The following is a 12,828-nucleotide window of genomic DNA, read 5'->3' as shown; positions in this document are numbered from 1 at the left end:
GTGTGGAAGGTGGAGAACGATGGAGATGAGCGAACGACGGCGGCCGGCGGCCGACGCGCTCTGGGAGGCGGACGATGTCGTCCGGGCGCTGGACGAGGGGCTGCGGGTGCACGGCGTCAAACTGCCGTCGCTGGGCGTCGATCCGTTGTCGTGCGCGATGGTCGATCCGCGTCCGCTCGTCGAGCTGGGCCGGTGCAACCTCGCCACCGCGCGGCAGCTCGTGGAGGTACTGGCCCGGTGCGAGAAGTGAGCGGCGGACGGCGGCCGGAAGGGCCGTACGGAGCGCCGCGGGCCGGGGCGTGGCGGCGGACGGCCGGGGAGCCGCTGTGGCTGCGGCCCGGTGGGTACGCCGTCGACGTACGGGACGGGCGGCTCGGCCGGATCATGGGCCGCGAGGGGCCATACGTGCAGCTCAGGCCCGCGGGTGGCGGCCGGGAGTGGGACTGCCCGCCGGAGCAGCTGCGCGAGCCGGTGCTGCGGGAGGAGCTGTGGGCGCGGGTCGCGGAGGTGAATCAGGCGAGCCGGTTGCCGTGAGCGGGGGCCGCCGCGCCGGATGCGGGCGCGGCGGCTTCGGGTGTTCGGGAGGCGTCCGTCGCGGCCGGGGCCTTGCGTCGCCGGAACCGTACGCGGGTGAGGGCGGCGCAGAGGAGGGCGGCGAACGGGGCGGAGTAGAGGGCGTGGTTGAGGCCCGTGGGCGGGAGGAGCAGGCCGAGGGTCTGGTTGAGCGTCAGGCTGCGGGTGGGGGAATTCCAGAGGGCGGAGACCGCGCCTGCCGCGGCGCCGAAGCCGATCGCGCCCGCCGTATAGCCGCACCAGGCGGCGAGGGCCGCGCGGGCGGGGCGCGGCAGGGCGTGGGTGAGCGAGGTGACGGCGAAGTGCGTGACGGCGAAGAGCAGCACGAACGCCTGCCAGGCGTAGAGCCGGGAGAAGCGGACGAGGAGCGGTTCGCCGTTGGGGAACTCCGGGAGGTCCAGACCGGAGAGGCGGACGAGGTCGTCGCCGCAGACCTGGGCGATCTCGGAGGGCGCGCACCAGAAGCGGGCCAGCGGCGCCAGGACGTGGCCCGGGAGGCCGTTCGCGACGACGTCCAGGAGCAGTGCTGCGGCGGCAGTCGTGAGGAGCGTGGCGCCGATGCGGGGCCAGAGGGTGGACAGCGGGCCGCGGAGGCGGCGCAGTTGATCGCGCGGGCCCGCCGGCGGGGCGTGCTCCGCGACATCGGGGTCGAAGGCGAGCAGCGCCGCCGCGGCGGCGAAACCGCCGAGCAGGCCGAGGAGAACGGTGTGCCCGAGCCCGGCGCGGACATCGAGGAACAGGGTGTACGCGGTGTTCCCGCGCAGCGTCGGGTCGAAGGACAGCTCGGGCAGGCGGGTGAGGGCGAGGGCCGCCAGATGCGCGAGCGGGGCGAGTACCGGCCAGGCGGCGATATGCGCGTACGCCCTGGTCACGGCCGATTCCGGGTCGCGGGGCGGGAGCGTCGTACGGGCGGTGAGGGCGCGGGTCGCCGCCGTCAGCAGGAAGAGGAAGCAGGCGGTCCACAGCGCTTCGAGGCCGAGGGCGGCCGGGCCCGTCGCGGTGCTGAAGCGGCGGACGGGCGAGACGGTGAGGAGGCGGAGCGCGTCGAGGGCCCTCCCGGGGGCGGTGTCCGCGCCGATGCGGCCCGCCCAGTCGACCTGGAAGGGGAGCGCACCGGCGAGGTGGACGAGCGCGACGGCGAGCGCGGCGTAGGTGAAGGGGGAGCGGGGGAGGCGACCGCGGCGGTTCCGGGCGGCGGCGGTCTCCGGGGCGCTCATCGGTGCTCCGCGGTGACACGGAACGGCTGTCCGTCGTTGTCGATCGTCGTGGTGCGCGTTTCCTCGCCGTCCCACCAGGTCACGGTGGCCTGCCACTCGACGTAGTGGGACTGGCTGCGGCCGATGAGCATCAGGTCGTAGACGCTGGAGGTGGAGACGGAGACGGGCAGCCGCATCGGCTTCCGGCTGTACCGCTCGGCCTCCTTGCGGGCCGCCTTCTGGTGCGGGCTGGTCATCAGGTAGCTCGCGGGGACCGGGCGGTTGACGGGCAGGGTGTCGAGGTCGACGTAGAACAGCTCGGGCGGTCCCGCGCCGCCGCAGTCGACCGTGGGCTGCCGGGTGCCGGGGAGCGCGGCGCCGCGCTTGAGCACGGTGATCGAGAGGTCGCGGAGCTGAACGGCCTTGCCGAGGTTGCCGCGGATGCTGACGGACGAGTCGACGGTCCCCAGGTGCGTGATCTTCCGCTCCCGCTCCCAGCGGGTGAGCGCATGCACGTCCGCGTGCGGCAAGGACGCGCGGAGACTTTCCTGACCTGGGGCGACGCGCCAAGCCGTCGAGCAGGTGTCGTCGTTCTGCGCCGCCGAGAGGACGAGCGCGGGTTCGCTGAAGGCGGCGTCGTAAGCGGCGGTGACGAGAGGGGTGGCGAGCGGGACGGCGGCGAGGACGAGGCCCACCACGGCGAATTTGCGGTCGGTGGAGAGGGCGGTGAACCAGCGGGTGAGGCGGCGGAGGCGGCCGGGGGCGTGGAGGGTTGGGTCCGGGGCCGGAGGTGCGTCCGGGGCTGCGGGCGGAGTTGGGGCCGGGGCGGCGGGCGGCGGATCGTTCGGGGTGGGGCTCGGGGGCGGGCTCGGGTCCGGGGGCAGGGCCGGGCTCGGCGTGGGGCTCGGGTCCGGTGGGTTCTGGTCCGGTGGTGGCTGGATGGTGTCGCGCGGCATGTACCCAACTCCCCGTTGATCGGCCCTCTGTTGGTCGGACCTGTTCGGGAGGGGAGCGTACTGGGTCGGGGAGGAGGCGACAGGGGCGCCCGCGAGGAGGGCGGGGCGCGCGCTGGGGAGGTGTGCCCGGAACCGGAATCACCGGGCCGGCACGTTTCGGGCGTTCCCCGGGACTTGCCGCAAGTCGCGGGGAACGCTGTCCGTGGAGAGTGGCGGGGAGGGGTCACGGACCTTCTCGCCTTGGTGTTGCAGGCGTGCGCTGCGGGCGGCGGCCGGGGTGCGGTCAGGTGGTGGCGGACTCCTTCGGGGGCGGGGCCGGGGCCGTCGTTGCCGGTGCCGGGGCGAGGCCGTCGGCTATTCGGGCCGAGGCGTCGCCGGTGGCTTCCGGGGTGGGGGCTGCGGGAGCTTCTGGGGCTTCGGGCGCGGCCTCCGGGGCCGGCCCGCTCCCGGCGGCTTCCGGGGTGCCCGCAGCCTCCGGTGCCGCGTTCAGCTCCGTGAGCATCTGGCGGCTGAAGCCGAAGAAGTACGTGGCCAGGAAGCCGGTGATGTAGCCGACGAGCAGCCCGAGGCCGTAGACCGCGAGCGTCGTGCCGAGGGCGGTGTTGCCCTTGACCAGCGGGAAGAGGGCCCAGCCGGACGGGCCGATGGCGGTGGAGCCGACCGCGTCGCCGAGCTGGTTGCACAGGCCGATGAAGCCGCCGCCGAACGCGCCGCCCACACATGCCGTGATGAACGGGCGGCCCAGCGGCAGCGAGACGCCGTAGATCAGCGGTTCGCCCACGCCCAGGAAACCGGCGGGGAGGGCGGACTTGATGGTCCGGCGGATCGAGGTGTTCCGCGGCAGCCGGAGATAGACCGCGACGGCGGCACCGACCTGACCCGCACCGGCCATCGCGAGGATCGGCAGCAGCACGGTGTAGCCCTGCTGCTCGATCAGGGTGGTGTGGATCGGGATGAGCGCCTGGTGCAGCCCGAGCATGACCAGCGGCAGGAAGAGCCCGCCGAGGACGAAACCGGCGAGCGCCCCGCCGTGCGCCAGCAGCCAGGTGGCGACCGTGCCGATGCCGTTGGCCACCTCGCCCGCCACGAACATCAGGCCGTAGATCGTCACCAGGCCCGTGACCAGCACCGTCAGCGTCGGCGTGACGAGGACGTCCAGCGCCTCCGGGACATGGCGGCGGCACCACTTCTCCACCTGGACGGCGAGCAGCGCGGCGGCGAGCGCACCGAGGACACCGCCCTGCCCGGGGGAGAGCTTCTGGCCGAACGCCGTGATGTTCGCTATGCCCGGGAAGACGATGACGGCGGCGACCGCCCCGCCCAGGACCGGCGTCCCGCCGAACTCCTTCGCGGTGTTGTGGCCGACGAACACGGCGATCAGCGACATGAAGCCGGAGGCGACCGCGGCCAGCGCCGGGACGACGGACGGCAGCCAGCCGAGGTTGGTCAGCAGCCCGTTGACACCGGCGACGATGCCGCAGCCGATCAGCGCGGGGATCAGCGGTACGAAGATGTTGGCGACCCGGCGCAGGAACAGCTTGAACGGCGTGGCGTTCCGCGCCTTCTGCCGCGCCTTGAGCGCGGCACCCTGGGCGGCGAGGTCGGCGGCGGTGGTGGCGTGCGCGGGTCCGGCGGGGGCGGCCCCGGCGGGAGCGGGCGCGCCGGGGGCGGACCCGCCGGATGCGGCCGGGGCCGGAGTGCCGGGGGCGTCCGCCGTTTCTGTCTCTGGGGGCTCCGTCGCCTCCGGCGCGTCGGGTGCGACGGAGGCGGTCGGTGCGGGGGCCGCCTCGGCGGTCACCGGTGCGGGGGCCGGCTCCAGTGCGGTGGCGCGTTCCTCGGCCACCAGCCGCTCGAACTCCGGGGTGACGCGGGCGACCGCCCCCGGGCCCAGCACGATCTGGTACGTGTCGTCCTCGACGACGCCCAGGACCGCGGGCAGCGCCTTGAGCGCCTCCTCCCGGACCAGCGAACGGTCCCGGATCCCGAGCCGTAGCCGGGTCATGCAGTGGGCGACGGAGGTGAGGTTCGAGGCGCCGCCGACGAGGGGGAGGATCGCGGCGGCGGTGGCGCGGTTCTTGTCTTCGGACATGTGCGGTGCCTTGCTGTGCGGACAACGAGCGGAGGGGAGGAACGGTTCTTAACAGGATGAATCGGGTGGCCGGAGGGCGCGACGGTAGGGATCGCGGCGGTGCGGGACCGTTCGGGGCGCCGAGCCGGTATCAGGCGGTACGGGTCGGGCGGTGCGGCCTCAGGCCGTGCGGGCCGCTTCCAGGGCCTCGCGCAGATGGCCGCGGGAGGCGTCGAGAAGGCGGGCGGCCGACGGGGCGTCGACCTCGCCCAGCACGATCAGGATCGCGTTCTTCACCTCGCCGTCCGCCGCCGCGAGGGCGGTCTCTATCTCCGCGTCGGAGGCGCCGGTGGCGAGCGCCACGATCCGCCGCGAACGGGCCTGGAGCTTGTCGTTGGACGCCCGGACGTCGACCATCAGATTGCCGTAGGTCTTGCCGAGCCGGATCATCGTGATCGTCGACAACATGTTGAGCACCAGCTTCTGCGCCGTGCCCGCCTTCAGGCGCGTCGAGCCCGTCAGCAGCTCCGGACCGACGACGACCTCGATACCGTGCTCCGCCGCCGCGGCCAGCGCCGAATCGGTGTTGCAGGACAGCCCGACCGTCAGCGCCCCGACGCTCCGGGCGTACTCCACCGCGCCGACCGCGTACGGGGTGCGGCCCGAGGCGGATATCCCGACGACGGTGTCCCGCTCGGTCAGGCCCAGCGCCGCCAGGTCCGCGGCGGCCAGCGTCCTGCTGTCCTCCGCGCCCTCCACCGCCGTGACCATCGCCGACGGGCCGCCGGCTATCAGCCCCAGCACGTCGGACGGGTCGGTGTTGAACGTCGGCGGGCACTCGCTGGCGTCCAGCACCCCCAGCCGCCCGGCCGTCCCGGCGCCGGCGTAGATCAACCGGCCGCCCTCGGCCATCCGGGCGGTGAGCGCGTCGATGGCCGCGGCGATCCGCGGCAGCACCGCGCCGACCGCGCCGGGCACCCGCGCGTCCTCGTCGTTCATCGTCCGGGCGATCTCCAGGGTGGATCGCCGGTCGATCTCGGCCAGCTCGGGGCGGAACGCCTCGGTGGTGAGCGTGTCCAACTGGGCCCGCAGATGTGCGTGGTCGGCTGTCGAAGTCATGTGGCGGCTCTTTCCGGCTCGTACGGACGGATCTGTACGACGTGCTGTGGTGCGGGTGCGGGGGAGGCCGGCGGGGCGGGGCCGGCCGGGCGGGCGCCGCCGGGCGGGCGGCGCGCGGCGGGGTCAGCGGTGCGAGCGGGGGGAGTGGCGGTGGGCGAGCGCTTCGTAGGAGGCGGACAGGGCGGGCGCGGCGGTGTCGTACGTACGCTGCGCCACGCCGATGAACAGGCAGTCCACGACGAGGAGTTGACTGGTCCGCGACGACATCGCGGCCGGCCGCAGCTCGCTCTCGCGGGCCGTGGAGGTGGTCAGGATGTGATCGGCGTACGAGGCGATCTCGCCGTCCGCGCGGCCGGTGATCGCGATCGTCGTCGCGCCGTGGTCGAAGGCGACCCGCAGCGGCTCTATGACGTCCGTCGTCCGGCCCGAATGGGTGATGGCGAGGGCGACGTCACCCGCCCGCATCTGCACCGCGTTGGTCACCGCGAGATGCGGATCGGCGTGGGCGTGCGCGATCAGGCCGATCCGCAGCAGCTTCTGCACCAGATCCTGGCCGACCAGGCTCGACGCCCCTATGCCGTACACATCGATGCGGCGGGCCGACGCCAGCGCGGAGACGGCGGCCTCCAGCTGGGTGACGTCCAGTCCGGCGGCGGTGTCGGCCAGACACTGCTGCTCCTCCTGTGCCAGCTTCGCGACGACGTCGGTCAGGGAGTCGTCGACCGCTATGTCGGCCGTGACGGCGGGGGCGCCGCCCGCGGCCTGCTGGGCGGCGAGCGCGGCGAGCGCCAGCCGCAGATCGCGGTAGCCGGGATAGCCCAGCAGCCGGGAGGTGCGCACGACCGTGGCCTCGCTGGTGCGGGTGCGCTCGGCCAGGCCGGTGACGGTGAGGGCGGCGCAGCCGGCCGGATCGCCCGCGACGGCCTCGGCGACCCGCTGCATGGAGCGCGTCATCGACGGACCGAGGGTGCGGACCTTGGCCGCCAGCGCCGCGGGGGCGGGCGGGGTCGGGGCCGGTCGGGACTCGACGGCCACCTCGCTGAAAGTTTCCTTCACGCTGCTGCTCACGACTGAAAAGTAATTTCAACGCCAGGGCGCGTCAATACTTCGTCACGGCCTGTGGACAACGGCCGCCGGGCCCGCCGCGGGGCTGTGGACGGCGGAGCGGACTGTCACCGGTCCGCGCGACAATGGACGGCATGGAGCTGGAACAGGCATTGCACGCCGCGCGGGCGCTGATCCTCGCCGACCTGGTGGCGAACGACGTCGCCGACGCCGACATCGTCTCCCTCGTCGAGGACGCCGTCACCCACCGCCGCTGGTGGGTGGAGCAGTGGCCGGCCGGGGTGGAGTTCGTCGCCGGGCTGATAGCCCAGGACGTCCAGGACGCCCTGCTGGAGCGGTACGGCCGCTGGCCGCTGTGCCCGGTGTGCACGGAGTCCGGCGATCCGCACGCGCTCGACGTGGAGCCGGAGTTGGGCCCCGATCCGCACTGGGTCTGCCCCAAGACGGCGGTCGCGGTGGCCCGCGTCGGCAGGCTCGGCGCGCCCGCGGAGCACTGAGATGGCGCTCTACATCGACCCGCCCATCTGGCCCGGCCACGGCCATATGTGGTCGCACCTGGTCAGCGACGTGTCGTTCGAGGAGCTGCACTTCTTCGCCTCCGGGATCGGCGTCCCCCCGAAGGCGTTCGAGCGCGATCACTACGACCTGCCCCGGGAGCGCTACGACGCCGCGGTGCTCGCCGGGGCGGTCGAGGTCGGCAGCAAGGAGCTGCTCCGCCGCCTGACCGCCGCCGGTCTCCGCCGCCCCAAGCACCGCCCGCCGGACACCTGGCCGGTCACCGGCGCGGTCACCTGGCCCGTCAGCGGGCCGAGCCTGCCCGGCGAGCCGGGGGCGTAGGGAGCCCCGGAACGGCGAACGGCCGCAGGAACCGCGAGAGGCGGGTCCTGCGGCCGGAGGGCGGGCGGTGGCCGGCGGTCAGCTGCCTGCGGGCGTCGCCGCGCCGTCCTTCGCCAGTTCGACGCCGGACTCCGCGCCCGGCGCCGCGCCCGGCGCCGAGGAGGCGATCACCCGGGAGCGCTGCGGCGCCCGGTGCAGCCGGAAGGCGATGAAGGTGAGGGCGACCGCCGCGGCGGCCAGCACCGCGCCCAGCCAGGCGGTGGAGGCGTAGCCCCAGCCCGCGCTGATGGCCAGACCGCCGAGCCAGGGGCCGAGGGTATTGCCGATGTTGAACGACGCGGTGGTCGTCGCCCCGGCGAGGGTCGGGGCGGCGTTCGCGACGTTGAACATCCGGGCGTTCAGCGCCGGAGTGGTGGTGAACGCCGTGACACCCAGCAGCAGCGAGAGCCCGACGGCGGCGACCGGGCTGTGCGCCGTCAGCGCCAGCACCGCCAGGACCAGCGTCGATGCGGAGATCCCGGCGAACAGCGTCGGGAAGAGATGCGCATCGGCGACCCGGCCACCGATGAACGTGCCGATCAGCGCACCGATGCCGAACAGCGCCAGCACCGTCGGCACCCAGCTCTCCGCCAGCCCGGCGGTCTTGGTGAGCAGCGGCGAGAGGTACGAGAAGAGCGAGAAGACCGCGGCGGCGTTCAGCGCCGTGGCGGACAGCGCCAGCCAGACCTGCTTGTCCTTGTAAATGGCCAGCTCACGGCGGAGCTGCGGCCGCTCCTCGCCCGTCGGCACCTCCGTACGGGGCACCACGAAGACCACGCCCACCAGGCCGATCACCGCCAGCACGGCCACCGCCCAGAACGCCGAGCGCCAGCCCGCGTGCTGCCCCAGCAGGGCACCGGCCGGTACGCCCGCGATGTTGGCGATGCTCAGCCCGCCGACCATGATCGCCATCGCCTTGGCCCGCGCGGTGACCGGCACCAGCGACACCGCCACGGCGGCGCCGACCGCCCAGAACCCGGCGCACGCCAGCGCGCTCACCACCCGCGAGGCGAAGAGCACGCCGTACGTCGGCGCCACCGCGCCCGCCACCTGCCCCAGTGCGAAGACGGCGAGCAGGGCTATCAGCGTGGTGCGGCGCGGCAGCCGCAGCGTCGCGGCGGCGAGGACGGGGGCACCCACCACCATCCCGATCGCGAACGCGGAGACCAGCAGACCCGCTTGCGGAATGGAGACACCCAGGTCGTGGGCGAGCGGTTGGAGGATGCCGGACAACATGAATTCGCTGGTGCCAAGAGCGAATACGGACAGGCCCAGTACGTAGACAGCGGCGGGCATACGGGTGCGTTCGGAGGGGACAGGCATGTCCGCCACCAACAGTGCCCGGACGCGTCGCATTCCCGCACCAGGGACGCCGTGCGGTATGTCCCGATATGCGGTGCGCCCAGTGTCCCCGCAGGTCAGCCGTTCAGCAGCGCCAGTTCCGTCGCCAGGTTGTGCCGGGCGGCGCCCTCCCAGCGCTCCCGGCCCAGCGGGGTGCGGAACAGCCGGGGCAGACCGAGGAGTTGCCGCAGCACCGCCGCCCGGCCCGCGGTGAAGTCCGGGTCGGGCACGAACGCGTACTCCTCGCGGACGGCCGCCGCGTACGCCGCATAGGCGTCCGGCGCCCCGGCGAGCACCGCCAGATCGGCGTCGCACAGCACCTCGCCGTCGCGGTCGCCGGGCTCCGGATCATGGCTGACGGTGAGCCGGACCAGGCGCGCGACCTGCGCCGTACGGTCGGCGCCGAGGCCCAGCTCCGGCAGCGCGCGTTCGGCGAGCGCCGCGCTGCGCTCCTCGTTCTCCGAACGGTCCGGGCGGTAGACCGCGTCGTGGAACCACGCCGCCAGCTCGACGGTGCCCGGATCGGCGGCGTACGCGGCGAGTTCGTCGACCCGCTCCAGGACCGCCGCCAGATGCGTGACCGTGTGGTAGCGGCGCTGCGGCTCCGCCCAGCGGGCCAGCAGGTTCTCCGCGTACGGGGCCGGATCGGGGCCCGCCGCGCCTCGGGTGCGGGCCACGGTCGCCGCCCAGCGGCGGCGCAGCTCCGCCGCCGGGCCGCCGGGCTCCGTTCGGGAGTCGGAAGTCATACCGCCATTGTGGCCCGCCGGGCCGCCCGGCGGGCCCGGGGCGGTCAGGCGGCGGGCGCGTCCCGGCAGGACAGCTGGCCCACGGATTCGGCGGACGGCTTGAACTCCGTCTGCCAGTTCTGCACATGGTTGGCGATGGACGGCAGCGAGAGGGCGAAGTCCCGCTCCCAGTCGGTGCCGTTGAGATAGTCGCGCAGCTTGTCACTGAGCTTGCGGCAGTCCGCGCGGTACTTCTTCGCGATGGCGATGCCGTAGTCGTTGGGGGAGCCGACCACGATCCCGGGCACCACGTGCAGCTCGGGGTACTTCTGGGTGAAGCCGTAAAGGATCATCTGGTCGGTGGAGACCGCCGTGGCCCGGCCCGCCCGGAGGTCGTCGATGCAGCGTGAGGCGTCGGCCACCTGATAGACGCTGATGTTGCGGTACGCCTCCTTGTTCAGCTCGTCGAAGGAGATGGCGCCCTTCCAGGTGCAGACGGCCCGGCCCTTGAGATCCTCCAGCTTCTTGATGCGGCCGGCGTCCTTGTTCCGGACCATGACGCCCTGGGACGTCGTCGCGTAGGGGCCGATGAAGTCGATGTCCTTCATCCGTGTCGGGGTGATCGAGAACGTCGCGGCGACCAGATCCTGGTCCCCGTCGGTGATCACCTGGCTGCGGTTCTCCGACGGCACACTGCTGAAGTGCCCCTTGGCGCCGAGCTCTTCGAGCAGATGCCGGGCCACGGTGACGTCGAACCCGGCGAACTTGTAGGCGGCCTCCTCGCCGGTGCCCGGCTGGTCGTTCTTCACCCCGACCGACACCGACTGCTGGTCGAGGAGGGTCGGCGGCCGGTCGTCCGCACAGGCGGACGCGGCGAGCGCGGTCAGGACGAGCAGCGCGGCGCCGACGAGGGCGCGGCGCCGCGGTGCGGCTGAAGTCATGGGATCTCCCCGTTGTGCGTGGTGTGACAGGTGAGACGCGGCGGCGGCCGTGTGGCCGTACGCGGTGGCCGGCCGCGGCCCCGCGTACGGCCCGGGTCAGGAGTCGTGCAGCACGGCTGAGACGGCCCGGACGTCCGTCCGGCAGTTCCGTCCGGGATCCTTCTCCGCCAGCGTCACCTGGATCCGTACGGAGGTGGCGCCGGAGTTCAGGACGAAATCCAGGGGACGGCCGGAGCGGACCGGCGCCTGCGTGGGGGCGCCGCCGTCCATCAGATACGCGGTCGCCGAGGTGCGGTACGAGCAGGCCGGGGCGCTCGGGTCCCAGTCCGACACGGTCAGGGTCAGCCGCAGCCGCTCCCGGGGCTCGCGCAGCTGGGCGGGGCCCAGGGCGAAGGTGACGGTGTTGTTCCGGCCCGTCAGCGGCGCCCTCTTGCCCGCGGGCTGCATCTGACCCGTCACATCGATGTCGGCGTGGGCGGCGGTGTACTGGAACGAGAGCCAGCCGCCGACCGTCGCCAGCACGGAGACCAGCGACAGCGCACCCACCGCCGCCACGCTCGGCGTCTTACGGATCAGCACCCGCACCGCCCCCGCCGCGATGGCGAGGACGGCGAGCGTGATGCAGAGCGTGTACTGCCCCGCCGGGCCGTGCGGGTCGGCCGTCTGGGCGATCACCAGGGCGGCACAGGCCAGCAGCAGCGGCAGCCAGCGGGCGCTGGGGTGCATCACCCAGCGGATGATCACGTTCTTGATGTCGTTGGCCGCGATGGAGTGCGGGCCGGTGGTGACGGGGTTGTTGTGCCGGATGTCGTGGTGGTGGACCTCGGGGGCGGGGGAGGGGCCGGTTTCGGCCGGACGGTCGTCCTTCCCGGAGGGCGGCGCGGCGGCGTCGGTCGGGCGTGGCTCGTCGGCACCGGGCGCGGCGGCGTCGGTCGGGCGTGGCTCGTCGGCACCGGACGCGGCGGCGTCGGTCGGGCGTGGCTCGTCGGCACCGGGCGCGGCACCGGCTCCGGTGCGCCCCGGTCTCCCGGTATCGGCGCGCCCCGGTCTCCCGGTATCGGGAACTCCCGGCTTCCCCGTGCCGGTACGGCGCTGACCTGCGTCGTTGCCGGCAGGACGCTCCCGGCCCGGCAGATTCCCGGTGCCCGCGCTCCCCGGGCGTCTCGCGCTGCGGGCGCGGCGCGGCGGTTTTCCGCGGCTCATGAGGCGGCCTCGGTGTCCGAGCCACCGCTCAGATGGACGGTGCCGTTCACCACGCCGATCGCGGCGGAGTGGTCCCCGTACGTGGTGGGGGAGTTGATCGTGGTGCCGGAGAGGTGCGGAGCCAGGTGCGAGAGGAACCCGGCGGCGTCCCGTGCGGTGACGGGACCGGCCAGCCAGGCGGCGAGTGCCTCCGCCAGTGCCTGTCGCTCGGCGTCGCCCAGCCGGGCCAGGCTGCCGTCCAGCGAGGCCGCGCGGTCCGCGTCGAGCACGGGCTCCGTGCCGCCCCCGATGCGGTCGGTGCCGTGTCCCAGCAGCCGCCGGAAGAAGCCCTCACCGGCGTCGACCGTACGGTCCGTGATCCGCTGCTGGGCCGCGGTGAGCACGGACGTACCCAGGCTGCTCGCCGCCATCGCGAGATACGGAGCGATCTCGGCGGACACCGTGGCCAGTTCTGACATGTGTTCTCCCCCCGTCGGTGGGGCGCCCGCGACATGCCGCAACGCCCTTACAGGGAAGGCGTGTTACCCATATCCGCCGGGTTTCACACCATCTTCTCAACCGGGCCCGCGACGGGCGGAAGGGTGCCTTCTCCGGGCGTAAAACGCGCCGCCCGGAGAGGTGCCCGCGGGGAGGCCGGCCGCCGGGCGGAACGGCGTTCGCCGAGCGTGGCGGGTGGCGGCGCTCCGTCGCGCGGTGTCGGTACGGAACGTTTCCGGCCGTGTCCGTTCCGTAAAAAAGCCGTGGAGCGGCGGACACCGTTTACGC

At 73.7% G+C, this 12,828-nt stretch carries 14 protein-coding genes; 4 read left to right on the top strand and 10 right to left on the bottom strand.

The window, feature by feature from the left end; translation table 11 throughout:
* Positions 1-25: 25 nt before the first annotated feature.
* The gene (locus ACZ4U4_RS21330) at positions 26-250 is read left to right on the top strand and encodes a hypothetical protein (protein WP_467876568.1); all 225 of its coding nucleotides are present in this window, start codon (positions 26-28) and stop codon (positions 248-250) included.
* On the top strand, positions 238-534 hold the full coding sequence (locus tag ACZ4U4_RS21325; protein WP_467876564.1) for a hypothetical protein: 297 nt from the start codon (positions 238-240) through the stop codon (positions 532-534). Before ACZ4U4_RS21330 ends, ACZ4U4_RS21325 begins: the two co-directional genes overlap by 13 nt.
* Here the strand turns inward: ACZ4U4_RS21325 and ACZ4U4_RS21320 are convergent.
* From ACZ4U4_RS21320 to ACZ4U4_RS21300, 5 genes are all read right to left on the bottom strand, one after another.
* On the bottom strand, positions 513-1,790 hold the full coding sequence (locus ACZ4U4_RS21320) for a hypothetical protein (RefSeq protein ID WP_467876560.1): 1,278 nt from the start codon (positions 1,788-1,790) through the stop codon (positions 513-515). The genes ACZ4U4_RS21325 and ACZ4U4_RS21320 overlap by 22 nt on opposite strands.
* Positions 1,787-2,725 carry a hypothetical protein gene (locus ACZ4U4_RS21315; protein WP_467876558.1) on the bottom strand — a complete coding sequence of 313 codons (939 nt, stop codon included), beginning with the start codon at positions 2,723-2,725 and terminating at the stop codon, positions 1,787-1,789. The genes ACZ4U4_RS21320 and ACZ4U4_RS21315 overlap by 4 nt, the downstream gene beginning before the upstream one ends.
* Before the next feature lie 283 nt (positions 2,726-3,008).
* Complete coding sequence (locus ACZ4U4_RS21310) at positions 3,009-4,814, bottom strand: PTS transporter subunit EIIC (protein WP_467876555.1); 1,806 nt, start codon at positions 4,812-4,814, stop codon at positions 3,009-3,011.
* A gap of 159 nt (positions 4,815-4,973) precedes the next feature.
* A complete protein-coding gene (gene murQ / locus ACZ4U4_RS21305; RefSeq protein WP_467876552.1) occupies positions 4,974-5,912 on the bottom strand; it encodes an N-acetylmuramic acid 6-phosphate etherase in 939 nt (312 codons plus the stop codon).
* A gap of 123 nt (positions 5,913-6,035) precedes the next feature.
* Positions 6,036-6,980 (bottom strand): MurR/RpiR family transcriptional regulator, encoded by a 945-nt coding sequence (locus ACZ4U4_RS21300; RefSeq protein ID WP_467876549.1) that lies wholly within the window; start codon positions 6,978-6,980, stop codon positions 6,036-6,038.
* Positions 6,981-7,111: 131 nt separating this feature from the next.
* Between ACZ4U4_RS21300 and ACZ4U4_RS21295 the strand changes: the two genes are divergently transcribed.
* Together ACZ4U4_RS21295 and ACZ4U4_RS21290 are read left to right on the top strand one after the other, a co-directional pair.
* Entirely contained in the window at positions 7,112-7,474 is a 363-nt protein-coding gene (locus ACZ4U4_RS21295; RefSeq protein WP_467876546.1) for a hypothetical protein, read from the top strand.
* A gap of 1 nt (position 7,475) precedes the next feature.
* The gene (locus tag ACZ4U4_RS21290; RefSeq protein ID WP_467876544.1) at positions 7,476-7,814 is read left to right on the top strand and encodes a DUF4031 domain-containing protein; all 339 of its coding nucleotides are present in this window, start codon (positions 7,476-7,478) and stop codon (positions 7,812-7,814) included.
* A 78-nt stretch (positions 7,815-7,892) separates the two neighbouring features.
* Here the strand turns inward: ACZ4U4_RS21290 and ACZ4U4_RS21285 are convergent, their stop codons facing one another.
* From ACZ4U4_RS21285 to ACZ4U4_RS21265, 5 genes are all read right to left on the bottom strand, one after another.
* On the bottom strand, positions 7,893-9,149 hold the full coding sequence (locus ACZ4U4_RS21285; protein WP_467876987.1) for a Cmx/CmrA family chloramphenicol efflux MFS transporter: 1,257 nt from the start codon (positions 9,147-9,149) through the stop codon (positions 7,893-7,895).
* A 122-nt stretch (positions 9,150-9,271) separates the two neighbouring features.
* Complete coding sequence (locus ACZ4U4_RS21280) at positions 9,272-9,940, bottom strand: HD domain-containing protein (protein ID WP_467876541.1); 669 nt, start codon at positions 9,938-9,940, stop codon at positions 9,272-9,274.
* A 44-nt stretch (positions 9,941-9,984) separates the two neighbouring features.
* Positions 9,985-10,860: a transporter substrate-binding domain-containing protein gene (locus ACZ4U4_RS21275; RefSeq protein ID WP_467876538.1), complete on the bottom strand. Its 876-nt coding sequence runs from the start codon at positions 10,858-10,860 to the stop codon at positions 9,985-9,987.
* 96 nt (positions 10,861-10,956) lie between these two features.
* Positions 10,957-12,063, bottom strand: a complete 1,107-nt coding sequence (locus ACZ4U4_RS21270) for a hypothetical protein (RefSeq protein WP_467876536.1) — start codon at positions 12,061-12,063, stop codon at positions 10,957-10,959.
* Complete coding sequence (locus ACZ4U4_RS21265) at positions 12,060-12,521, bottom strand: hypothetical protein (RefSeq protein ID WP_467876533.1); 462 nt, start codon at positions 12,519-12,521, stop codon at positions 12,060-12,062. Before ACZ4U4_RS21265 ends, ACZ4U4_RS21270 begins: the two co-directional genes overlap by 4 nt.
* Between the last annotated feature and the right edge of the window lie 307 nt (positions 12,522-12,828).

The organism is Streptomyces sp. NPDC029159, from assembly GCF_055564055.1.
This window is presented reverse-complemented; position numbering and strand designations above follow the sequence as displayed.